The sequence below is a fragment of the Rhodanobacter sp. BL-MT-08 genome (assembly GCF_054161255.1).
This window is the reverse complement of sequence record NZ_CP167872.1, coordinates 1,826,850-1,848,718: the sequence shown is the minus strand read 5'-3', so window position 1 is coordinate 1,848,718 and position 21,869 is coordinate 1,826,850. Positions and strand designations below refer to the sequence as shown.

At 63.0% G+C, this 21,869-nt stretch carries 20 protein-coding genes and 1 pseudogene; 6 read left to right on the top strand and 15 right to left on the bottom strand.

The features are described 5' to 3' along the window. From ACDK93_RS08085 to ACDK93_RS08055, 7 genes are all read right to left on the bottom strand, one after another. Positions 1 to 1,113: an AAA family ATPase gene (locus ACDK93_RS08085; RefSeq protein WP_458072081.1), complete on the bottom strand. Its 1,113-nt coding sequence runs from the start codon at positions 1,111 to 1,113 to the stop codon at positions 1 to 3. A 1-nt stretch (position 1,114) separates the two neighbouring features. Continuing rightward, complete coding sequence (locus tag ACDK93_RS08080) at positions 1,115 to 2,293, bottom strand: restriction endonuclease subunit S (protein ID WP_458072080.1); 1,179 nt, start codon at positions 2,291 to 2,293, stop codon at positions 1,115 to 1,117. Then, positions 2,290 to 3,840: a type I restriction-modification system subunit M gene (locus tag ACDK93_RS08075; protein WP_458072079.1), complete on the bottom strand. Its 1,551-nt coding sequence runs from the start codon at positions 3,838 to 3,840 to the stop codon at positions 2,290 to 2,292. The genes ACDK93_RS08080 and ACDK93_RS08075 overlap by 4 nt, the downstream gene beginning before the upstream one ends. 107 nt (positions 3,841 to 3,947) lie before the next feature. Beyond that, positions 3,948 to 4,298: an HVO_A0114 family putative DNA-binding protein gene (locus tag ACDK93_RS08070; RefSeq protein ID WP_458072078.1), complete on the bottom strand. Its 351-nt coding sequence runs from the start codon at positions 4,296 to 4,298 to the stop codon at positions 3,948 to 3,950. Next, a complete protein-coding gene (locus ACDK93_RS08065) occupies positions 4,295 to 4,660 on the bottom strand; it encodes a hypothetical protein (protein WP_458072077.1) in 366 nt (121 codons plus the stop codon). Before ACDK93_RS08065 ends, ACDK93_RS08070 begins: the two co-directional genes overlap by 4 nt. 111 nt (positions 4,661 to 4,771) lie before the next feature. After that, positions 4,772 to 6,442 (bottom strand): urocanate hydratase, encoded by a 1,671-nt coding sequence (gene hutU, locus ACDK93_RS08060; protein ID WP_458072076.1) that lies wholly within the window; start codon positions 6,440 to 6,442, stop codon positions 4,772 to 4,774. A gap of 160 nt (positions 6,443 to 6,602) precedes the next feature. Continuing rightward, on the bottom strand, positions 6,603 to 8,252 hold the full coding sequence (locus tag ACDK93_RS08055; RefSeq protein WP_458072075.1) for a tetratricopeptide repeat protein: 1,650 nt from the start codon (positions 8,250 to 8,252) through the stop codon (positions 6,603 to 6,605). A gap of 194 nt (positions 8,253 to 8,446) precedes the next feature. On the opposite strand from ACDK93_RS08055, the gene ACDK93_RS08050 reads away from it, so the two are divergent. The 4 genes from ACDK93_RS08050 (at position 8,447) to ACDK93_RS08035 (ending at position 12,228) form a co-directional block, all read left to right on the top strand. Beyond that, positions 8,447 to 9,535 (top strand): catalase family peroxidase, encoded by a 1,089-nt coding sequence (locus ACDK93_RS08050; RefSeq protein ID WP_458072074.1) that lies wholly within the window; start codon positions 8,447 to 8,449, stop codon positions 9,533 to 9,535. Further along, positions 9,532 to 10,074 carry a cytochrome b gene (locus ACDK93_RS08045; RefSeq protein WP_458072073.1) on the top strand — a complete coding sequence of 181 codons (543 nt, stop codon included), beginning with the start codon at positions 9,532 to 9,534 and terminating at the stop codon, positions 10,072 to 10,074. The genes ACDK93_RS08050 and ACDK93_RS08045 overlap by 4 nt, the downstream gene beginning before the upstream one ends. Before the next feature lie 109 nt (positions 10,075 to 10,183). Further along, on the top strand, positions 10,184 to 11,701 hold the full coding sequence (locus ACDK93_RS08040) for an AlkA N-terminal domain-containing protein (RefSeq protein ID WP_458072072.1): 1,518 nt from the start codon (positions 10,184 to 10,186) through the stop codon (positions 11,699 to 11,701). Further along, positions 11,698 to 12,228 carry a methylated-DNA--[protein]-cysteine S-methyltransferase gene (locus ACDK93_RS08035; protein WP_458072071.1) on the top strand — a complete coding sequence of 177 codons (531 nt, stop codon included), beginning with the start codon at positions 11,698 to 11,700 and terminating at the stop codon, positions 12,226 to 12,228. The genes ACDK93_RS08040 and ACDK93_RS08035 overlap by 4 nt, the downstream gene beginning before the upstream one ends. 36 nt (positions 12,229 to 12,264) lie before the next feature. On the opposite strand, the gene ACDK93_RS08030 is transcribed toward ACDK93_RS08035, so the two are convergent. Further along, positions 12,265 to 12,687 carry a hypothetical protein gene (locus ACDK93_RS08030; protein ID WP_458072070.1) on the bottom strand — a complete coding sequence of 141 codons (423 nt, stop codon included), beginning with the start codon at positions 12,685 to 12,687 and terminating at the stop codon, positions 12,265 to 12,267. 157 nt (positions 12,688 to 12,844) lie between these two features. Here ACDK93_RS08030 and ACDK93_RS08025 point away from each other — a divergent pair, with 157 nt between their 5' ends. Continuing rightward, positions 12,845 to 14,125, top strand: a complete 1,281-nt coding sequence (locus ACDK93_RS08025) for an alkaline phosphatase family protein (protein WP_458072069.1) — start codon at positions 12,845 to 12,847, stop codon at positions 14,123 to 14,125. 169 nt (positions 14,126 to 14,294) lie between these two features. Here the strand turns inward: ACDK93_RS08025 and ACDK93_RS08020 are convergent. From ACDK93_RS08020 to ACDK93_RS08000, 5 genes and pseudogenes are all read right to left on the bottom strand, one after another. Then, positions 14,295 to 14,415, bottom strand: a pseudogene (locus tag ACDK93_RS08020) (VOC family protein); the annotation flags it as partial. Then, the gene (locus tag ACDK93_RS08015; RefSeq protein WP_458072068.1) at positions 14,412 to 15,680 is read right to left on the bottom strand and encodes an MFS transporter; all 1,269 of its coding nucleotides are present in this window, start codon (positions 15,678 to 15,680) and stop codon (positions 14,412 to 14,414) included. The pseudogene ACDK93_RS08020 and the gene ACDK93_RS08015, both read right to left, overlap by 4 nt. A 428-nt stretch (positions 15,681 to 16,108) precedes the next feature. Continuing rightward, positions 16,109 to 17,110, bottom strand: coding sequence for a multidrug resistance efflux transporter family protein (locus ACDK93_RS08010; RefSeq protein ID WP_458072067.1), 1,002 nt, complete (start codon positions 17,108 to 17,110; stop codon positions 16,109 to 16,111). A 199-nt stretch (positions 17,111 to 17,309) separates the two neighbouring features. After that, a complete protein-coding gene (locus ACDK93_RS08005) occupies positions 17,310 to 18,692 on the bottom strand; it encodes a sensor histidine kinase (RefSeq protein WP_458072066.1) in 1,383 nt (460 codons plus the stop codon). Next, positions 18,689 to 19,375, bottom strand: coding sequence for a response regulator (locus ACDK93_RS08000; RefSeq protein ID WP_458072065.1), 687 nt, complete (start codon positions 19,373 to 19,375; stop codon positions 18,689 to 18,691). The genes ACDK93_RS08005 and ACDK93_RS08000 overlap by 4 nt, the downstream gene beginning before the upstream one ends. Positions 19,376 to 19,554: 179 nt before the next feature. Here ACDK93_RS08000 and ACDK93_RS07995 point away from each other — a divergent pair, with 179 nt between their 5' ends. Next, positions 19,555 to 20,061: a periplasmic heavy metal sensor gene (locus ACDK93_RS07995; protein ID WP_458072064.1), complete on the top strand. Its 507-nt coding sequence runs from the start codon at positions 19,555 to 19,557 to the stop codon at positions 20,059 to 20,061. Positions 20,062 to 20,130: 69 nt separating this feature from the next. On the opposite strand, the gene ACDK93_RS07990 is transcribed toward ACDK93_RS07995, so the two are convergent. Beyond that, positions 20,131 to 20,301, bottom strand: coding sequence for a hypothetical protein (locus tag ACDK93_RS07990; RefSeq protein ID WP_458072063.1), 171 nt, complete (start codon positions 20,299 to 20,301; stop codon positions 20,131 to 20,133). Between the two features lie 110 nt (positions 20,302 to 20,411). After that, a complete protein-coding gene (locus ACDK93_RS07985; protein ID WP_458072062.1) occupies positions 20,412 to 21,788 on the bottom strand; it encodes a formimidoylglutamate deiminase in 1,377 nt (458 codons plus the stop codon). Positions 21,789 to 21,869 lie beyond the last annotated feature (81 nt).

Sequence of the window (21,869 nt, the reverse complement as noted above, 5' to 3'; positions counted from 1 at the left end):
CTACCTCCTCGCCTGCGTGCTTTGAATGGCTGGAGATGTTGATGATTCGCGCCTCGTATGGATTGATTCGGCCATCATCGGTCTTCGGCAACAAATCCCCCCATTTCTGTAGCCGAGGAACGTAGAGGTTTTCTCCAGAATGTTCCGCAAGAAGTTGAAGTGGTATTTGCTGATCTGGCCGCTTTCGATGGCCCTTTCCAGCTCCGCCTTCAGGAAGAGGTGATACGAGAACGGCGAATCATTGGTCTGGGGAATCAGCTGAAGGGTGCCATCTTCAAGCATTGTCAGTCGGTGTTTTTCGAAGTCTTTCCTTTTATAGCTGCCGTCGTCGCTGCTGAATTCGTTGTGCAACACGTTGTAGAAGAGCGGGTTGTGCGTGGTGATGATGAACTTGATGTCAGACCTGCTGGATTTGATCAGCTGCGCGAGGTCGACGGCCAGTTGAATGAGATGGTTCTCGTCCAGCGAGCTCACCGGGTCGTCGACGAACACGTATTCCAACTGATTGAACTCGCTGGTTTCCCGGTCGCCTGGCTCCGGCACATTGAGCACGCCAATCACCTGATCGAGCAGCGTGTAGAAAATGCTCCAGATGAAGTTGCTCTCTTCACCCTTCGAGATTTTCAGGTTACCCGTGTGCGTCTCGTCACCGCGTTCCATCGAAAAAGTGACTTCAGAAAAGGCCTTGATGGTGACTTCGTTATTTTCGTTGCCCTTCTCCGTGCGCTCTGAATTGAAGCGCGGCGTGAGCTTGTCATTGGTGTACCGCTGAAAGGTCGTGATGATGTTCTGGTCCTGGCCTTGATCCACCAACACCCAGTCCGTGAAGGTGTTGACCTGGATTTTCAGCTTTGGCTCCGTATCTCGCGCTAAGTCGTTGTCCCAATAGAACAAGTCCTCGGTGAAAGCGTTGTAGTACAGGATCTTGTTGCGCGACAGCTCAGGAGCGTCGGCCTCATCGTCCGTGTCGCCGCCATCAACTCGCGGAGCGATGAGCTGCTTGAACGCCCGCGACAGTCGCGTCTTACCCATGCCGTTAAAGGCATAAATCAGCTGCACCTTCTTCTTGGCATCTTTCAGCTGCTGGGCGATTTCGGTCGGGGTCTTGCTCATATCAGGCGGCGACCTCTTCCGACTTCGGGAAGCTCAACAGCAGATCGCGGCAATACGCGTATTGCTTCTGGCGCAGCTCGATTTCGCGCGGCAATCCTTCGCCGATGGAGTTGGTCAGGGCGTCGAATTTGTCGAGAATAGCGACGATGCGGGCTTGTTCTTGCAGTGACGGAACGGGAATTTTGAACTGCCTCAAAGTGGACAAGTTGAGCATCCCGTAGTTGCGCATATCCGACTTAAGCTTGTCGTACTGCTTCGTAAGAAAATAGAAGACAAATTTGTCAATTATTACCTTCGCATTCTTGGACTTTATGCTGGCAATATTTTGGTTTGTTGCCGCAGGAAATTCCAGAAATGCAGTTTTGAAAATTGTTGCGCCAACAAGTGCAATTAACGTCGTCTCTTTTTGAAGAAGCTTCGCGGTTGACTTTTTTAACCCGAGTTCTGTTATGAACTTGTTTGCCGAATAGACGGGCTCATTGTTGCATGACTCCGATTTAAGCCACGGGACATTGCCATCGTCCCAGTAATCGGGCCTGCCCGTTGACGGCGTCCCACCAGAAGCCACTTCAAAGTACTCTTCGTCCCCCAACGACTTCCACTCGATATCTCCCTCTTCAAAACTCAACAACTGGTCGCGGTAGTAGTTGTATTGCTTTTTGCGGGCAGTCAGTTCGGCGGTCAGCTCGGCGGTCAGCTTGGTGAAGGTGTCCAGTATGCGGACGATTTCGATCTGAACCTTCTTTGGCGGAACCGGAACTTGAAGTGTTTTTAATGCGCCGGCATTAAGGGCAGGAATGCCTTCATGAGTAGCGAGGGCTTGAATTTCTGCGTCAGCGCGAAGTAGGTAGTGATATAAGAACCGAACATCCAATTGCGCCGCGCTTTTAACTGTGCATGAGTAGTTGAGATTCCCACGAAAGAACCGGCCCGATGTCCAGGTCACAAGACCAACGCTTCCCCGCGAAGCAATACCAATCGGGTCGTTGTCTGTATTGAAGTTATCAAAATAGCCGAGCGGGTGGCGTCCGCTGTTGATTACAGGGTAAGGGCCCGGTCGCTTAGCTATGTCCTGCTTGTTGATATTAGGTCCAGTCTTGATGACGCAAACATCACCTAACGCCTTGAACGCCACGCCTTGCGGGCAACGCTCGGCAATCAGTTCGTTAAAGGAGCTCATGCCTCCTCGCCTTCTATCTCCGCGACGATGGCATCAATGTCTTTGCGTAGCTGGTCGATCCTGTCCACCGTGGTCTTCAGCTGTGCATTGAGCTGGGCAATATCTACGACCGCGCGGTTGTCCTTCGCTTCGACGTAGCTGCTGACCGACAGGTTGTAGTCGTTCGCCGCCACGTTCTCAAACGGGACAGATTGGGCAAAGTGTTCGACATTTTCCTTGCTGTCGAACACGGCCATGATCTGATCGATGTGCGCATCCAGCAGCACGTTGTTGTTGGTCTCTTTCTTGAACAGAGCGCTGGCGTCGATGAACTGTATTGTGGTGTCGGTTTTGTGTTTGGACAGCACCAGAATGGTCACGGCGATGGTGGTGCCGTAGAACAGGTTGGGTGCCAGCGAGATGACGGTTTCGACGTAGTTGTTATCGACCAGATACTGGCGGATCTTCTGCTCGGCGCCGCCCCGGTAAAAGATACCAGGGAAGCAGACGATGGCGGCCCGACCTTTGCTGGACAGGTAGCTGAGTGCGTGTAGCACAAAGGCAAAGTCGGCCTTGGATTTGGGTGCCAGCACACCCGCTGGGGCAAAGCGCTCGTCGTTGATCAGGGTGGGGTCGTCGCTGCCGATCCACTTCACCGAGTAGGGCGGGTTGGAGACGATGGCATCAAAGGGTTTGTCGTCACCAAAATGCGGTTCTAGCAGGGTGTTGCCGAGCTGGACGTTGAACTTGTCGTAGTTGATGTTGTGCAAGAACATGTTCATCCGCGCCAGGTTATAGGTGGTGTGGTTGATTTCTTGCCCAAAGAAGCCGTCTTCGATGATGTGCGCGTCAAAATGCTTTTTGGCTTGCAGCAGCAGCGAGCCGGAGCCGCAGGCCGGGTCGTAAATCTTGTTGACGCTGGTTTGCTTGTGCATGGCGAGCTGGGCGATCAGCCTGGACACATGCTGCGGGGTGAAGAACTCGCCGCCGGATTTGCCGGCGTTGGCGGCGTAATTGGAGATCAGAAATTCGTAGGCATCGCCGAACAGGTCGATGTTGCTGCCTTCAAAATCGGCAAAATTCAGCTCGGCCACGCCTTTGAGCACGGCGGCCAGGCGGATATTTTTGTCCTTCACCGTGTTGCCAAGGCGGTTGCTGGTGGTGTCGAAGTCGGCAAACAGGCCTTTGATGTCCTGTTCAGACGGGTAGCCGCTGGCGGAGCTTTCAATGGCAGCAAAGATGGCCGCCAGGTCCGTATTCAGGCTTTCGTTGGTGTTGGCGCTGGCGGCCACCTTGGCAAACAGCTGGCTGGGGTAGATGAAGTAGCCCTTGGTCTTGATGGCGTCGTCTTTGATCTCCGGGGTGATCACGCTGTCGGCCAACTCGGCATAGCGGACGCTGTCGTCACCGCCCTCGATGTACGCCGCAAAGTTTTCGCTGATGAAGCGGTAGAACAGCGTGCCCAGCACGTATTGCTTGAAATCCCAGCCGTCGACTGCGCCACGCACGTCATTAGCGATTTGCCAGATGCGGCGTTGCAGTTCGGCGCGTTGTTGGGTGCTTGTCATGCTTTTGTTCCTGTTTCAATTGGTTTGGCTCCCGCTAAAGGCGCGAACCAAAGGGGCTCTGTCGATGGCGTCACACGGAGCGAAACGGGGTCAGCTTTACTTACATCTCAAGCCGCCCGAATCACAAACTCACTAGCAGTAACCACCGGCCGCACCATCCGTAACTCCCGCTGCATCTCCACCAACCCATATCGCTCCATCGTCTTCAAGGTGCGTGACAAATTACTGGGGGCTCGCCCGGTGAATTCGGCAAGCTGGCTCAGTGACTCGGGCTTTTGCTCCCGAATCACACGCAATAACGCCCGATTGTCATCCGACAAAACCTCGGCCAGTGATCGCATGGAGGTGAACCATATTTTTGGCTCACTGGCACGGGGGTGATGCTCGCCACGCGCAATGGCCAGTGCGCGGGCGCGGATGGCGTGCTGGGAGGCGATGCCAATGACCATTTTTTTCATGGATTTGTTTCCTCGATGACGCGATCGACTTCGTTGAAAAAATCTTCAAGCAGCTGCTGCGGACTGGTGAATTCATACGGCACACCTTTGTCACGGGCATGCCGATGTCGATGGTCGTAGGCAAGACGCCGGCCGGCATAGCGCTTGCGCTTTGGTGGCTTGACCGCATGTGCATTGTCGAAACCCAACAACCGCGTGCCGTAACGATCGTGCAACGTCAGCGCGTAGCGTACGCCGTGAGGCACGTGCTCGTTCGCCTCGACACGCCAGGCTTCGATCTTGATCCAGTAGCCGTTGCCCTGGTCGTAAATCTCACCATGGAGCAACAGCAGCGTTTCGATTCCCACGTCTTCCGTTGACATGACTATATATCATCCGATGATAACTTGAGTTTTCCCGCCGAGCTGTTGAGTCACTGGGTTCCAGCTCGCGCTGGGATGACGATCGAGATACAGAACGTCGCCGCCCGCTGCTCAGACCATCGGCAACTTCAATCCCTGCTCCTTTGCACACTCGATCGCCTCGTCATACCCGGCATCCGCATGCCGCATCACGCCCGTGCCCGGGTCGTTCCACAACACCCGCGCAATCCGCTTGTCCGCCTCAGCCGTGCCATCGCAAACAATGACGATGCCACTGTGCTGCGAATACCCCATCCCCACCCCACCGCCATGATGCAACGACACCCACGTCGCCCCACCAGCCACATTGAGCATGGCGTTGAGCAACGGCCAGTCGCTGACAGCATCGCTGCCATCCTTCATCGACTCGGTTTCGCGGTTAGGTGAGGCGACGCTGCCGCTGTCCAGATGATCGCGACCGATGACCACCGGCGCCTTCAGCTCCCCATTACGCACCATCTCGTTAAACGCCAGCCCAAGCTTGTCGCGCAGGCCCAACCCAACCCAGCAGATGCGCGCCGGCAATCCCTGAAAGCTGATGCGCTCTTTGGCCATGTCGAGCCAGTTGTGCAGGGCCTTGTCGTCGGGGATGAGCTCCTTGACCTTGGCGTCGGTTTTGTAGATGTCTTCCGGGTCGCCGCTGAGCGCGACCCAGCGGAACGGGCCGATGCCGCGGCAGAACAGCGGGCGCACATAGGCGGGCACGAAACCGGGAAACGCAAAGGCGTTGTCGCAGCCGACGTCCTTGGCCATCTGGCGGATGTTGTTGCCGTAGTCGAAGGTGGGGATGCCCTGCGCGTGGAAGGCGAGCATGGCTTCGACGTGGGTGCGCATGGACTGCTTGGCCGCGTCGCGCGTGCCTTCGGGATCGGCCTTGCGGCGCTCCAGCCACTGCTCCACCGTCCAGCCGTGCGGCAGGTAGCCGTTGACCGGATCGTGCGCGCTGGTCTGGTCGGTGACGGCATCGGGGCGCACGCCGCGCTTGATCAGCTCGGGCAGGATGTCGGCGGCGTTGCCGAGCAGCGCGATGGATTTGGCTTCGCCTGCCTCGGTGTACTTTTTGATGCGCGCCAGCGCGTCGTCCAGATCGCTGGCCTGCTCGTCGACGTAGCGGGTCTTGAGGCGGAAATCGATGCGGCTCTGCTGGCATTCGATATTGAGGCTACACGCGCCGGCCAGCGAGGCGGCCAGCGGCTGCGCCGCGCCCATGCCGCCGAGACCGGCGGTGAGTATCCAGCGCCCTTTGAGGTTGCCGCCGTAATGCTGGCGGCCCATTTCGACGAAGGTTTCGTAGGTGCCCTGGATGATGCCCTGCGAGCCGATGTAGATCCAGCTGCCGGCGGTCATCTGGCCGTACATCATCAGGCCCTTGCGATCGAGCTCGTTGAAGTGCTCCCAGTTGGCCCACGCCGGCACCAGGTTGGAGTTGGCGATGAGCACGCGCGGTGCGTCGGCATGCGTGCGAAACACGCCGACCGGCTTGCCCGACTGCACCAGCAGGGTCTCGTCGTCGTTCAACTCGCGCAGCGATTTGAGGATGGCGTCGAAGCACTCCCAGTTGCGCGCTGCCCGACCGATGCCGCCGTACACCACCAGCTCGGCCGGGTTCTCGGCCACCTCCGGATCGAGGTTGTTCTGCAGCATGCGAAACGGCGCCTCGCTGAGCCAGCTCTTGCAGCTCAGCTCGGTGCCGCGCGGCGAACGAATGGTGCGGGTGGTGTCGATACGGGTCGGTGCGGTCATCGCTAAAGCTCCGGGAAAGATGGGCTTGAGTATAGGCGAGGCAATGACCAAACCTCAGCCGCGGATGGTGGACCCATCAAGCGATATGCGATACGAGGGCCTGACATCCACTCGCTAATACATTCCACGCGTAGCCAGGCGCCTTCCACAAACGCTGACGTCAGCCATGCATGGGTTTACCTGAAGCGCTGGCCGCGATAGCCGGCTGGTGGTTCAGCTGCATCAGCGTCTGACGCATCTGCGCTACGGGTACAGCTTCATCCGGGTCATGGCCGAAATGAGCGAGAAAGTAATTGATAGTGTCGCGCAGTCCGGCACGCGGCTGATCTTTCTGGATGCTGGCGCGGAGTATCCAGCCCTCGGCGTCATTCGGATGGCTTTGTATCAAACGGTTGGCGACGTCCCACGCCTTGTCCCAGTCATGGGTTTCGTAGGTATAGATTTTTCCAAGCTGCTGCAGCGGAAAGGTATTGTCCGGATCGATAAGGTTCGCCTTCTCCAGGTCGGGGGCGGCTCTATCAAAGTCCTTGAGGGATTTGTAGGCATAGCCGCGCATGCTGTATCCCCAGGCGCTCTGCGGCCATTCGCTTATCTGCCTGTTGGCTTCTTCCAGTGCCCAGTTTCCCTCACCCAAATTGGCAAGTGCGTAGCTGCGGCGGATGTGCGCCAGGGAAGAATCGGGGAGGAATCTCAGTGCCTCGGACAGATAAATCGCGGCGAGATCGGCGTGTCCGCCATGGCTGGCGGCAACGCCCGCATTGATTAGCAGCGCCGTGCTGGACACGTTATCGAATGCCACCGGATACGCCGTCCACCTCGCTGAAGACTGACAGTTGCATATGTCGTATTCAACGGCGGGCTCGGCGGAGAGCAGCAAGGTCAGCAGCGGATTCTCTCTGGCGTGTAGCTGAGCTTCGCTGGCCACCTGTTTCATTGCCTGCAGCGATCCGCCCCACTTCGGCTCGGCGGAATGACTGCGCAAGCCGTAGATTGCATAGTCGTCCGGTGACGCATTGAGACCTCGTTTAGCAGCGTTGCTAATGTATGCATCACCCAGGCTCAGCGAACCGGCGGTGAGCATGGCCACATAGGCCGGCGTGACTTTCGGGTTCAAAGCAACCGCGCGCTGCAGGTCGCTATCGGCCTGCGACAGCAGTCGATCCATGGCTTCAATATTGTCTTGTGGCGTGTCGCGCATGAAAGCACCGCCGCGCGCCTTGGACGCCATTGCCACATAGGCCCAGCCACTGGCGGCATACGCAAAAGCGCTGGACGGCGATTCGCGCTTCCATGCGTCCAAGGTCGAACGCGTGTCAAAGGAACCGTCGTCAAAATCGACGAAATACGTGAGATCGAGCAGGCCCCGCGATTCGGGCTTGTTGAGCTGGGACTGCAGAGCCTGCTCAAGCCGACGATCCAGATCTGACGCATGCCCGGTCTGGATCAGCGTTCGCGCTTCATCGAAGCTGATGATGGTCTGCAAGTGATATCGGCAATACGCTTCTATCGCTGCGGGAGACCAATGGCTGTCGGGAGGATTGGGGTAGGAAATGCAGCGCTGCAGAGGGTTCTTGATCGCCTCTGCTTTCCTTGCTGCGCCGAGGAACGCATGGATCTCGTCGGGAGTGAACGTTCGGCCATTTTTTACCGGTGCGTTATTGACGGCTTTTACGGCGGCTGCGGTTTTCATCTGGCTCAACTGCATGAAGTCCGCGAACCGCGTACCCAGCTGCCAGACGCCCCAGCCCAAACCGAGCGCCACCAGCGCCACGACACCAGCAATCAGCCCCACGCGTTGACGCGATTCCATGGCATGCCTCCCCCCAGGCAGTGAAGCGCCGACGATATCACCGCGTCGCGATGATTGTCCCGGGCTTGCCGTGCAAGGCACGCCGTGGCGACTTGCCGTAACCTGTGGCGAACGGCTGGCGAATGCTCCATGGTCAGCGCTTCCGACAGATCCCCGCCTCGCACGACCCGACCGCTGTCGATCAGGAGTCACGCATGCAAGAACCCACGCATCCGCAGCGCACGGGGTCCATCGGATCCTGGGCACTGATTGCCGGCGTCATCGTCGTCACCGCAGCGGCCTTCGGCTATGTCGGCGGCTGGCTGGCGCCGCATCGGCTGACGCCCGCGCGCATCGTCGATCAGCTGCAGCGCAACGGCGGCCTGCACCCCGGCTATCGGCGCAACCATGCCAAAGGGATTTGCGTGGCCGGCTATTTCGACAGCAACGGTGCGGCGCAGGCGTATTCCAAGGCGCAGGTGTTTGCCGCGGGGCGCACGCCGGTGGTCGGGCGGCTGGCGATCCCCGGCGGCAACCCGTACGCGCCCGACAGCAGCGCGCCGATTCGCAGCATGGCGTTGCGCTTTACTCAGTCGAACGGCCAGCAGTGGCGCACTGGCATGAACAGCATGCCGGTGTTTCTGGTGAGCACGCCGCAGGCGTTCTACGAGCAGGCGCAGTCGTCGGCACCCGACCCGGCCACCGGCAAACCGGACCCGACGAAGGTAAAAGCCTTTTTCGCCGCGCATCCGGAGAGCGGCCCGTTTCTGGCCTGGGTGAAAACGGCCAAGCCGTCGGCGAGCTTTGCCACGGAAAGCTATTGGGGTCTTGATGCGTTTGTGTTTGTCGATGCCACCGGCACACGTCATCCGGTGCGCTGGCGCGTGGTGCCCGAGGGCGCCGGCGAGCCGGTGGATGGCTCGAAGAGCGACGCGGATTATCTCAGCGCCGACCTCACCCAGCGCCTGGCCAAGGGACCGCAGCGCTGGAAGCTTCTGGTGACGCTGGCCAATCCGGGTGACCCAACGAATGACGCGACCAAGGCGTGGCCGTCCGATCGCAAGGAGATCGACGCCGGCACCCTGGTGCTCGATCAGGCCACCGCGCAGGACAGCGGCCCGTGCCGCGACATCAATTACGACCCGCTGGTGCTGCCCGACGGCATTGAGGCCTCGGACGATCCGCTGCTGCCGGCGCGCTCGGCCGCCTATGCCGATTCGTACCTGCGCCGCACCAGTGAAGAAGCCCACCTGCCCGGCACCGCTGCGCCGCAGCCTCATTCGACACAGGGGATGAAACAATGAGCGCGCCTTCCGCCATGTTTGCACTGCCCGCCCGCGTGCTGCACTGGCTGATGGCGATCCTGATCGTGTCGATGCTGTTTATCGGCGTCGGTATGGTGGCCTCGGTATCGGAAACGCACGCGCTGCTGATCCGCATCCACAAGCCGCTGGGGATCGCGATTTTGCTGCTGGCGATCATTCGCATCGCCGTGCGGCTGCGCTATCCACCGCCGCCGCTGCCGGCCGATCTGCCGCCGCTGCAGAAGCTCGCGGCGCACGCGTCGCACTGGCTGCTTTACGTGTTGATGGTGCTGATGCCGCTGATCGGCTGGGCGATGCTCTCGGCCGGCGGTTATCCGGTGATGCTGAGCGAGTCGCTGCGGCTGCCGCCGATTTTTCCGGTGAGCCCGGATGCGTTCGCGGTGCTGCGGCACGCGCACAGCGTTTTTGCGCTGCTGCTGTTTTTGACGTTTCTCGCGCATATGGGTGCCGCGCTTTATCACGGGCTGATCCGCCGTGATGGCGTGCTGTCGAGCATGGCGGGGCGACGTATTCCGTAACGGCCGATGCGCCCCCGATTGGCGGCGCATCGTGGTGTTCAAACGCGCCGTCGACACCCATGTCCGAAAACGGCGAGTTCGGCCGGCGTGCCGGTGCTAGCCTGCACGCATGTCCGAACAATCCACCACCCTGCCCGAACCGCTGGTCTGCGAAAACGCCCGGCTCAGCCGCGACGCGCGCTTCGACGGGCTGTTCTTTACCGCGGTCAGCAGCACCGGCATTTACTGCCGCCCGGTGTGCCCGGCGCCAGTGCCGAAGCGCGAGAACGTCCGCTATTTCGCCAATGCCGCCAGCGCGGAAGCGGCCGGCTATCGACCGTGCCTGCGCTGCCGGCCGGAGCTCGCCCCGGGTAACGCGCTTTGGCAGCGCGGCGATCACGTGGTGGCGCGCGCGCTGAAGCTGATCGAAAGAGGCGCGCTGGAAGATCAGTCGCTGGAACAGCTCGCCGCGCGACTGGCGATCGGTGCGCGGCAGCTGCGGCGACTGTTTGTCGAGCGCGTCGGCGCACCGCCGATCAGCGTGCATACGACGCGTCGACTGCTGTTCGCCAAGCAGCTGCTGACCGAAACGGCGATGCCGGTGACGGAAGTCGCGCTGGCCTCGGGCTTTCGCAGCCTGCGCCGCTTCAACGACGCGTTTGCCCAGGCGAACCGGATCGCGCCGCGCGAGCTGCGGCGTCATCCACGTTCCAGCGGGGACGCCGCGCTGGTGCTGCGGCTGGGCTATCGGCCGCCGTACGACTTCGATGCCCTGCTGGCGTTTCTGCGCGGCCGCGCGCTACCCGGCGTGGAGCTCGTCGACGAGCACAGCTATGCGCGCGTGTTCGGACCCAGCGACGCGCCCGGCTGGCTGCGCCTGAGCGCGTGGCCGGACGGCGAACACGCGCTGCGGCTGCAGCTGCACTGCCCGCAGCCGTCGCAGCTGCTTGGTGTAGTGACGACGCTGCGGCGGATGTTCGATCTCGATGCGAACCCGCAGGCGATTGCCGACATGTTTCATCACGACGCGGTGCTCGGCCCGCTGATCGCCAGGCGACCTGGCCTGCGCCTGCCGGGCGGCTGGGACGGCTTCGAAATCGCGGTGCGCGCGATTCTCGGCCAGCAGATCAGCGTGGCCGCGGCGCGCATGCTGGCCACGCGCATCGTGCAGCGCTACGGCGAGCCGTTGCCAGTCGTCAGCGTACCGGGGCTAGAGCGTTTGTTTCCTACCGCCGCGGCTCTCGCCGAGGCCGACCTGCGAGAGATCGGCGTGACCACCGCGCGCGCCGCAACGATTCGAGGCGTGGCGCAGGTGCTGCTCGATGGTCGCGTGGATTTTCGCGCGGAGCAGACGCTGGAGTCCTTTGTTGCGAGCTGGGTCGCGCTGCCCGGCATCGGCGAGTGGACGGCGCATTACATTGCCATGCGCTCGCTGAGCGAACCGGATGCGTTTCCCGCGGCCGATCTGATTCTGCGACGCGAGGCGGCGATGGACGACGTGCCGTTGACGATGAAAGCATTGAAAACGCGCGCCGAGGCGTGGCGACCGTGGCGCGCCTACGCCGTGATGCATTTGTGGCACGGCGCCACTGACAAAGCGCCGATACCCACGCAAAAAACCGACAAGCGAACGAGGGCGAAGCGATGACCACGCCGAGCAAAACAATCTATTACGACGACATGGACAGCCCGATCGGCGTGCTGCGACTCGTGGCGGATGAGCACGGCCTGCGCGAAGTGCGCTTTGCCGAACCGCGCCATCCGCGATCGACGCCGGGCGAATGGATTCGGGCCAGCCAGCCGCTGGCGTTTGCGCGCGTGCAGCTGCAGGAATATTTTTCCGGTGAACGCGTGGCCTTCGACTTGCCGCTGCATCCGCTGGGCACACCGTTTCAGCTGAGCGTGTGGCGTGAGCTGGTGCGCATTCCTTACGGTGCCACTGCCAGCTATGGCGACATCGCCAAACGCATCGACAATCCCGCCGCCGTGCGTGCCGTCGGTGCGGCGAACGCGCAAAATCCCCTTCCCATCGTCGTGCCCTGTCATCGGGTGATCGGCAGCAATGGCAGCCTCACCGGATTCGGCGGCGGCCTGCCGACCAAGGAGTTTCTACTGGCGCTGGAACAGAAGGTCGGCGGCAGCGATCTGTATGCTGCGAGCGGCTCGGCCAGCTAGCGCGACGGCGCGCCGCCGTCACGCAGGGGCCGATCATCAACCGCCGGCAGGCTTTGCCGGTGGGGGCGTGACCGGCACCAGCACCTGCCCTGACGGCGGCGGCGTGGCGTTATAACGATCGATAATGCTCTGCTGACGCGCCCGGTCTATACGCTGCTGCGCCGCGTTGGCCTGGTCCATTTGCTGCTGCATCGGCTGCTGCACCTGCGGGTTGTTGGCATACGGGCGCATGACGTTCTGGCTCAGCGCCTGCTGATTCTGCTGTTCGACCTGCGCTTGCTGCAGCTGACTGCGCACCTGCGCATGCTGCATCTTCTGCTGAATCTGCGCGTTGGCCGACGGCTGCACGAGCACGACGCGAGGTGCCGCCGGAACCGGCGGTGGCGGCGCGACCGGTTTGACCTGCGGCGAAAACGCACCTGCGAAGCCGAGGGGCGCGCCCGCCAGCAGCGCGATCAAGAGCCACCGCGATCGCTGTGCGCGATGTCTGGCTGCGGACCTCACGTGCACAGTCGAGGTCGTCGACCCGGAAGCCGGTGTAGCTGGAATCTGAGATGTATTCGTCATGGCGGTGCGCGATCATGGGGGGCGATGAAAACATCTTGAGAGTCCTTGCATGAAATTCCTGTTGCGCCCTTTGTTAATTTTGCTGGTGGCATTCAGCACCGGCTGCGCCACGACGCCGCACACCGACACCGCTCCAGGTTCGCAGGTAGCCCTGCCGGCGCCGCTGCTGCTGATTTCCATCGACGCCTACCGCGCCGATTACATCGACCGCGGGCTGAGCCCGACGCTGGCGATGCTGGCCAGGGACGGCGTGCACGCCGCCTCGATGCAGCCCTCGTTTCCGTCGCTGACCTTTCCCAACCACTACACCCTCGTCACCGGCCTGCGCCCCGATCACCACGGCATCGTCAACAACACGATGGTCGATCCGGCGCTGGGCAAGTTTTCGCTGAGCAACCGCAAGGCAGTCAGCGACGGCCGCTGGTGGGACGAAGGCACGCCGATCTGGGAGACCGCCGACGCGCACGGCCTGCGCACCGCAACGATGTTCTGGCCTGGCTCCGAAGCCGATATTCACGGCCGCCATCCGGATGAGTGGAAGCCGTTCGATGGCGCCGTGACGGCCGATGCCCGCGTGGACCAGATTCTGGCGTGGCTGAATGTGCCGACCGACCGGCGACCGACCTTTCTCACGCTGTATTTCGATGCGGTGGATCACGCCGGCCACAAATACGGCCCGGACTCGCCGCAGGTCGACGACGCGCTGCGCGCCACCGATGCGGCGCTCGCGCGGCTGGTGCAGGGACTGAAGCAGGATGGCCTGTTCGACACGATGAACATCATCATCGTGGCCGACCACGGCATGGCCAGCGTGCCGCTGGCCAACAGCGTGATGGTCGACAGGCTGATCCCGATCGATACGGTGCAGACGGTGAGCATGGGCATTCTGGCCGGCTTCAATCCGGCGTCGAACACGCCCGACGCGCGCCGCAAGTTTGCCGCAGTGGAACGCACGCTGGAACAGCCACAGCAGCACATGCGCTGCTGGGACAAGACGCGCGTTCCGAAGCGCCTGGATTACGGCAGCAACCCGCGCGTGCCGCAGCTGCTGTGCCTGGCCGACGTCGGCTGGCGTATCACCACGACCGACTATGCCGCCAGCCACGCCGGCCACATCAGCCTCGGCGAGCACGGCTACGACAACGCCGATCCGCGGATGCAGGCGCTGTTCGTGGCGCACGGCCCGGGCTTTCGCAACGGCGTGAACGTGCCGGCGTTTCCAAATGTGGACGTCTATCCGCTGATGACGCATCTGCTGCACCTTCCCGCCGCGCCGAACGACGGCAACTACGATGCGGTGAAGGACATGCTGAAGCCGGACGCCCTTTGAGACAGGCACGCGCACCAACCGCCGCGTCGCGCTGACCGATGTGGGCACGCTTTTTCTGATCGAGGCGCAGGATATTCTGGCCCGCGTCGATCACGCGATCGCGCTGGCACAGCGCGCGCAGCGCGGTGACATCGGCGGCTGCGAATCGGCTTCACGCGATCCACGCCGCTGTCCGGGCGGCCTTCGCCGAAGGTGATCGTCTGCATCCCACGCACGCGCTCGTAAAAGGCGCAGGTCGCCTCGATGTCGGCGACGGTAAGCGCGAGGTGATCGAGCGCATCGATCTTCATGGCATGGCGCCATTGGTCATGGGCGTGGGCGGCGTGGCCACGTTGACCAGCGGCGCCAGGCCGTACAGCTTCCACGCGATCAGCAGGCCGGCGAGCACCAGCGCACCGACGAACGCCGCCACGCTGGGCCAGCCGCCTGCCGCGTAAAACAGCCCGCCGCTGGCGCCGGCGATGCTCGAGCCCATGTAATAGCAGAAGAGATACATCGACGACGCCTGCGCCTTGGCGTTGCCCGCGCGGCGGCCGACCCAGCTGCTGACGATGGAATGGCCGCCGAAAAAGCCGAAGGTGATCGCCACGATGCCGAGCATGATCAGCCACAGCGACGACAGCAGGGTCAGGACGATGCCAACCAACATCAGGGCGAAGGCTGTCCACAATACCTTGCGCCGGCCCAGCCGGCCGGCGAGGCTGCCCATCCAGGCCGAGCTGAAGGTGCCGATCAGATAGATGCCGAAGATCAGTCCGACCACCGCCTGGCTGAGGTTGAACGGCGGCGCCAGCAGACGATAGCCGAGGTAGTTGTACACGGTAACAAACGCGCCGAGCAGCAGAAAGCCTTCCAGAAAAAGCCACGGCAGGCCGGGATCGCGAAACATCCGCGCGAAGCGGTCGAGCAAGGCGCGTGCGCGCAGCGGCTGCGGTACGAAGTTGCGCGTGGCCGGCAGCGCGCGCCAGAAGATCAGCCCGCAGACCAGGCCGATCACCCCGACCACGCTAACGCCGATATGCCAGCCGAAGAAATCCGACAGCACGCCGGTGATCAGCCGACCGCCCATGCCGCCGACCGCGCTGCCGCTGATATACAGCCCCATGCCCAGGCCGATCGATTCCGGATGCATCTCCTCGCTGAGATAGGTCATCGCCACTGCCGGCAGTCCGCTGAGGGTGACGCCAAGCAAGGTGCGAACCACCAGCAGCGCCGTCCAGCTCGGCATCCACGCCGAAATCAGCACCAGCACCGCCGACACCAGCAGCGACACCACCATCACCGACTTGCGGCCCACCGCGTCGGACACCGCGCCGGCAAACAGCATCATCACCGCCAGCACGCCAGTGGTCAGCGACAGCGACAGGGCGCTGGTCGCGGCGCTCACCTGATAATCGCGGGCGAATTCCGGCATCAGCGGCTGCACGCAGTACAGCAGTCCGAACGTGGCAAAGCCGGCGGCGAACAGCGCGAGGTTGGTGCGCCGAAACGCTTGCGTACCGTGCCGAATCCAGTCCGGCTCGATCCTCGATTCGATATCACGCAGGCGTTCCAAAGTCGCGCTCCCATTCGATGGCAATGCGGCAGATTAATCCATCGCAGCAAGACGATCGATCATTCAAAACGTCCGCCTTGAGAGGTCTGGCGTATGGTTTGAAATTGGCGAACGCTGGGCTGCGGCTCGCATCGGCGAGTCGCCCTATGGAGCGTTCGCCGCACGAATAATGGTTTTGAGAGGAATTTTGCAGGCTGGCTGAGCGAGGCGATGGCCAACCCCATGCTTCGGTCGCGTTGGATTTGGAAAGCTCAATCCAAGCTACAAGATCAGCCCCCCCCCCTGTCATGGCGTTGCGCTACAAGGACGCACGGTTCGTGGTTCGTAGGCTGGGGAGAGCGCAGCGATGCCCGACAGCATCTCGCCGAAAAACTTCATTCATGCGACTCGCCATTCGTCCACAAGCTATTGCCGTATCAGGCTGCGAATCAGGCGCCGCGATCGCTGCGCAGCGCGCTCAATGCCTCGTCGTCACCCGCCATGTCCTTGCCGGTGACCCAGCTGAAAAGACCGATGCCGATCACGATCGCCAGCGCGCCGAAAGCCGCAAAGCCGTGCGGCCACGCCTCACCGAGAAACAGCACGCCAAGCAAGGTGGCGAAAAGCAGCTCGGCCGCCTGCATGGCCTCCACCGCGGCGAGCGCGGTCGGCTCGCTGCGCACCAGATCGGTGGCGCGAAAAAACAGCACGGTGGCGATGGTGCCCGAGGATAGCGCAACGCCGGCGGCCAGCAGCATTTCGCGCGGGCTGGGCGGGCCGGTCGTGCACCAGGCGACCACCGCGAATACCAGCCACAGCGGCCAGCTGCACAGCGTCATGCCGAACACGCGCTGCACGGCGGAGATGTGGCTGGCGCCGCGCTTCGGACTCGTTTTCTCCAGATGCAATAAAAGTCCGCGGTTGCCCAGCGGATAGGCAAACGCCGCCAGCGCCACTGCCGCGATGGCGAGCCAGTCGCCCGCCGACAGCCGGCCCTGCGCATGTCCCCACTGCAGGGTAAATACGCCGGCGACAATCAGCGCACCGATGCCCAGGCTGCGCCAGGCGAGCCGGCGACGCTCGTCGCGATACAGCAGCGGCGCCAGGAGCGGCCCGGCCAGCACGGTGATCTGGAAGCTGCCGGCGATCAGCCAGGACGGGCCGCTGCTTGCCGCCCAGGTCAGCGGAATGCCGAACAGCACGAAACCCACGCTGCTCCACAGCAGCCAGGAGCGCGGGTAACGCCGCAGCTCCTGCGGCAGCGCCCCCAGGCCGCCCTGCCATGGAATCACCAGCGCCAGCAGCGGCAGCGTGAACAGGTAACGCAGAATCACCGCCCACTGCCAGTGGCCGCCGCCCGCCACCAGGCTGCGATTGAGTACGTAGGTAAGCGTAAAGAACAGCGCAGAACACAGCGCCAGAGCAACGGCTTTTAGCGAGGACGAGCGCATGACATGACCTGGACGGGTTCAAGCGCAGTGTGCCATAGCGGCGGGCCGGCTCGTCCGGACGGATTCCGGCCATGGCGCGGAAAGACTCCGTCTTCCTCTCGCGTTCTTCTTGCACACTTGGAGACATCTAGACGTCTGTTCATTTCCATCGGCCTTGTTTTTTCTGGAACCCGACAGGCGGTCACACAAAGCGATTGCGCTACATCGGCGGACCGGCGCTTTCCGCGGCGCAAAGAAGCGGTAGCTGCAGCGTCACCTGCAAGCCGCCGCCGGGCGCGTTCTCGGCCCGGATCTCGCCGGCATGCACATGCACCACGCGCTGCACGATGGCCAGGCCCACGCCGTGACCATCGGCGCGTACGCCGTTGCTGCCGCGATAGAACGGCCGAAACAGCGAGGCCAGCTCGGCCTCAGGCACACCCGGGCCATGATCGCGAACCGACAGCTCGGCGCTACCGTGCCGCGTCTGCACGCGCAGTTCCACCACGCCGCCGACCGGACTGAACTTGATCGCATTGGCGATCAGGTTACCCACCGCACGCCCCAGCAGCAGCGGACTGCCGGTGATCAGCAGCGGCGCACCGGCTGGCATGTGCAGCCGCACTTCGCGCACACCGGCCTCGAACTCGGCCTGCGCCACGCAGCTGCGAACCAGTTCGTCCAGATCCAGACGCTCCCGACTCATCCCGGGAATGCCGCCCTCCAGACGCGACAGTGCCAGCATCTCGCCGGTCATGCGGTCGAGTCGCTCGATCTCCTGCTCGGCCTGCAGAAAATACGGTTCGGCTTCGTCCGGGCTGCTGCTGCGCTGGGCGAAATTGAGGATCAGGTGCAGCCGCGCCAGCGGCGAGCGCAGCTCGTGCGACAGATCCTGCAGCACGCCGCGATCGTGCGCGACCAGCGCCTCGATACGCTCGGCCATGGTGTCGAAATCGTAGGCGAGCTGCGCCAGCTCGTCGTGCTTTTCGCCGCGCCGGCGCCCTACCCGCGTCGACAGTTCGCCGGCCGCCATGCGCCGGGTGGCGTCGCGCAGAGCCTCGACCGGGCGCGCGACGCTGCGTGCTACCCACCAGCTCAGTATGCCGATGAAAACCAGAAGCAGGGTCAGCTGCACGCTCCAGAGGATCAGCTGCCGCGTCTGCGGCGCGAGCCGCGCGTGCGAGCGGCTCAGGGCCACCAGCTGACGCGTACGGCCGTCGTCACCGGTGACTTGCTGCACGGCCACGTAGAGGCCCGGCCACGGCTGCAGCACCACGTCCTTGCCGGCATCGAGCCAGTTCGAAAGAGACCGTTCGATCGGCGGCGGCAAATGAATCGGCGACAGTGGCTGGGCCTTCTCATAGAGCGTGGCTTCGATGCCCTCGCGCCGCTGCTGCAACGACCAGTCGGCCAGCGCGTTGGCGCCGCCGCTTTCGTAGGCCACGTCGGCACTTTGCGCCAGCGCGACCCACTCGATTTCCTTGGCCGTGGTGTAGTCAATGAAGCCGCGCGTGAGCAGGCCACCCAGAAAAAGCACCAGCAGGTTGCCGATGCCGAACCACAGCAGCAGCCGCCGATACAGCGAGCTCTTGAAAAGCCTCACGGCGTGCTGACCACGAGTACGTAGCCGGCGCCGCGCACCGAGTCGATGCGCGGCGACTTGGGCGAGGCCTCGGCCAGCTTGTGCCGCAGGCGGCTCACGTGCACGTCGACGCTGCGATCGAAACGCTCCAGCTCGCGGCCGAGGGCAAAACGCGTCAGCACCGCTTTTTCGACCAGCTCGCCGGCGCGCTGCGCCAGCGCCTGCAGCAGCATGTATTCGGCACCGGTGAGCGAGATCTCGTTGTCGTCGGCGAAGGCGCGACGCTCGCCCGGCAGCAGGCGCAGCGCACCCACCTGCAATACGCCCGTGATGGCCGGCGTATTGCGCCGCAGCTGGGCGCGCACGCGCGCCAGCAGTTCGCGCGGCAGGCACGGTTTGGACAGGTAATCGTCGGCGCCCAGCTCCAGCCCCACGATGCGGTCCACCGGCTCGCCCCGCGCGGACAGCATGATCACCGGCAGGCGGTACTGCAGGCGAAGCTCGCGCAGGGTGTCCAGCCCATCGCGGCCAGGCATCATCACGTCGAGGATCAGCAGATCCGGACGCTGCCCCGCGTTGTGCAGATATGTCAGCGCACTGGTGCTGTCATGCGCGACGTCCACTTCGAAACCTTCGCGGCGCAGATAATCCGCCAGCAGGCTGCAGAGGGCGCGGTCGTCATCAACAATGAGGATTCGGGACATGATGCTCGGATGCCTGTTGCAGCGGATGGATGGACGGCGCGCAGGTGGACAGCTAAACGGCAGCGCGCGCGCAGCGCCATAGCTCTTTACCCATCTTTACTTCGCGGCAAAGAACATATACGCGGGGGTGCCGTCCAATATACGCAACAAACCACCTCCCACACTCGAAGGTATTACTTATGCGCAAGAGCACATCACTCGTCCTGCTTCTGGGGGCGGCCGTCTCCTGCACGACGCTTGCGGTTTCCGCCCAGGCCGGTGGACCACAGGGAGGCTGGCACGGCGGCCACGGGCACGGCCAGTTCATGGCGCTGAGCAAGCTCAACCTGACCGATGCGCAGCGCGCCAGCATCAAACAGACCATGCGAACGAGCTTTGAGCAGACCAAGGCGCAGCGCCAGGCGCTCCGCCAGCAGCGCGAAGCCTTTGAAGCGATGACGCCGGACCAGGTCGGCTACCAGGCGGCTGCCGCCAGTCTGGCGACCGCTGAAGGCGCCGCCGCCCAGCAGCGTGTGCAGCAGCAGGCCACCATCCGCGCGCAGATCTACGCCTTGTTGACCACGCAGCAGAAGGCCCAGTACGCCACCCTGCAGACCCAGCAGCAGGCACGCCGGGCGCAGTGGGAGAAGTTCAAGGCAGCCAACCCGTTGCCGACGGCGGCAGCGACCTCGCCGCAGGCTCAGTAAGGCTTTATCCGTCACACGCGTCACCGCGGCGCCAGTGATTCCACTGGCGCCGCAACCTTAGGCATCCACTCAACGATAGCCCCAGTGGCCGCCGACCCACACATGCGGCGACGCCCAGTGGCCGGCAATCCACACGCGCTGGTGGTAGGGCCGGGGCGGTGCCACGATGCAGCCCGACAGCGACAGGGCGCCGCCCATCAGGGCAGCGGAAAGCAGAAAAGCGGACATGAATCGACGCATGGGAAACACTCCGATGACAGGGATGTGTGACCGCTAACGCCTGCGCCCGATTGATCGATGACGCCGCTTCGATGAACGCGCCAGCTGCCGTTCATCTGGAAAAAGCCGCGCTAACCGGCGCTCGATGCGAGCTCGGACACCGTTTTACGGTAGCGCGCCGCAATGCGCTCCTCGTCGCGATGCCGGAAATCACGCACCAGCCATTCGCCGCCGCACATCACGTGGCGCACCAGCGGCACGTTACCCGCGAACAGAAAACTGTCGATGATGGACTGCGTATCGCGCGCCGCCAGCAGAGGCGAGTTTTCGTCCAGCACCAGCAGATCGGCGCGTGAACCCTCGCGCAGTTCGCCAATGGAGAACCCCGACGCCTGCGCACCGCCGCTCAACGCCGCGCACCACAGCGTTTCGCCCACGCTGGCACCCGGACGACGCGCGCCGATATTGCGATGGCGCGAGGCCAGCCGCTGCCCGTACTCGAGCCAGCGCAGCTCTTCGACCGGCGAGATGGAGATATGCGAATCCGAGCCGATGCCGAGCCGGCCGCCCGCGTCGAGATAATCCGCCAGCGGAAACAGGCCATCGCCGAGGTTGGCCTCGGTCGTCGGACACAGGCCGGCCACCGCGCCGCTGCCCGCCAGCCGGGAAGTTTCCGCATCGGCCAGATGGGTGGCATGGACCAGGCACCAGCGTTCGTCGACGGCCGCGTTGTCCAGCAGCCACTCGACCGGACGCGCGCCGCGCAGGGCGAGGCAGTCCTGCACTTCGCCGATCTGCTCGGCGACATGGATGTGGATCGGACACTGCCGCGCGAACTGGCTCGCCAGCACCTCGTGCATGGCTTCGGCCGGCACGGCGCGCAGCGAGTGCAGCGCCACGCCGACGCGCAGCTGATCGTTTTCATATGGCCGCAGCGATTGCAGCAGGCGCAGATAGCTGTCGACGGTGTTGCCGAAGCGGCACTGCCGCGGCGCCAGCGCGCGGCCGTCGAAGCCGCCGCTGATGTAGAGCACCGGCAGCAAGGTCAGTGCGATGCCCGCCTCGCGTGCGGCCTCGATCAGCGCCAGCGACATCGCCTCGGGCTGCGCATAGGGCGTGCCGTCGCTCTGATGATGCAGGTAATGGAATTCGCAGACCTGGGTGTAGCCGGCCTTGAGCATTTCCACATAGAGCTGGGCGGCAATCGCCTGCAGCGACTCGGGACTGATTGCCGCGGCGAAGCCGTACATCACCTCGCGCCACGACCAGAAGCTGTCGTCGATGCGGCTGCGGCGCTCGGCCAGCCCGGCCATGGCACGCTGAAACGCATGCGAATGCAGGTTGGGCATGCCGGGCAGCACCCATTCACCGAGCGGCAGCGCGGCCGCGCTGCCTGCAGCAGCCAGCAAACCGCCGGCATCGACGCCGAAGCTTGCGTGGCTGTGCCAGCCATCGAGGCCCCAGATATGGCCGGCGCTGTAATTGCCCACGATTGCGTGATCGCCCACTGCCTTTTCTCCAGATGTAAAACCGCGCCGGGGCCGATCGGCCTCGCGGACGATGCAAGCCATTGCGCCGAAAGTGTAACC

Bases quoted from the DNA above. Each gene is read 5' to 3' on its own strand.
- ACDK93_RS08065 (WP_458072077.1), bottom strand. From the start codon at position 4,660: ATGTCAACGGAAGACGTGGGAATCGAAACGCTGCTGTTGCTCCATGGT.
- ACDK93_RS08080 (WP_458072080.1), bottom strand. From the start codon at position 2,293: ATGAGCTCCTTTAACGAACTGATTGCCGAGCGTTGCCCGCAAGGCGTG.
- ACDK93_RS08075 (WP_458072079.1), bottom strand. From the start codon at position 3,840: ATGACAAGCACCCAACAACGCGCCGAACTGCAACGCCGCATCTGGCAA.
- ACDK93_RS08040 (WP_458072072.1), top strand. From the start codon at position 10,184: ATGTCCGAACAATCCACCACCCTGCCCGAACCGCTGGTCTGCGAAAAC.
- ACDK93_RS08025 (WP_458072069.1), top strand. From the start codon at position 12,845: ATGAAATTCCTGTTGCGCCCTTTGTTAATTTTGCTGGTGGCATTCAGC.
- ACDK93_RS08050 (WP_458072074.1), top strand. From the start codon at position 8,447: ATGCAAGAACCCACGCATCCGCAGCGCACGGGGTCCATCGGATCCTGG.
- ACDK93_RS08035 (WP_458072071.1), top strand. From the start codon at position 11,698: ATGACCACGCCGAGCAAAACAATCTATTACGACGACATGGACAGCCCG.
- hutU (WP_458072076.1), bottom strand. From the start codon at position 6,442: ATGACCGCACCGACCCGTATCGACACCACCCGCACCATTCGTTCGCCG.
- ACDK93_RS08070 (WP_458072078.1), bottom strand. From the start codon at position 4,298: ATGAAAAAAATGGTCATTGGCATCGCCTCCCAGCACGCCATCCGCGCC.
- ACDK93_RS08055 (WP_458072075.1), bottom strand. From the start codon at position 8,252: ATGGAATCGCGTCAACGCGTGGGGCTGATTGCTGGTGTCGTGGCGCTG.
- ACDK93_RS08045 (WP_458072073.1), top strand. From the start codon at position 9,532: ATGAGCGCGCCTTCCGCCATGTTTGCACTGCCCGCCCGCGTGCTGCAC.
- ACDK93_RS08010 (WP_458072067.1), bottom strand. From the start codon at position 17,110: ATGCGCTCGTCCTCGCTAAAAGCCGTTGCTCTGGCGCTGTGTTCTGCG.
- ACDK93_RS07995 (WP_458072064.1), top strand. From the start codon at position 19,555: ATGCGCAAGAGCACATCACTCGTCCTGCTTCTGGGGGCGGCCGTCTCC.
- ACDK93_RS08000 (WP_458072065.1), bottom strand. From the start codon at position 19,375: ATGTCCCGAATCCTCATTGTTGATGACGACCGCGCCCTCTGCAGCCTG.
- ACDK93_RS08085 (WP_458072081.1), bottom strand. From the start codon at position 1,113: ATGAGCAAGACCCCGACCGAAATCGCCCAGCAGCTGAAAGATGCCAAG.
- ACDK93_RS07990 (WP_458072063.1), bottom strand. From the start codon at position 20,301: ATGCGTCGATTCATGTCCGCTTTTCTGCTTTCCGCTGCCCTGATGGGC.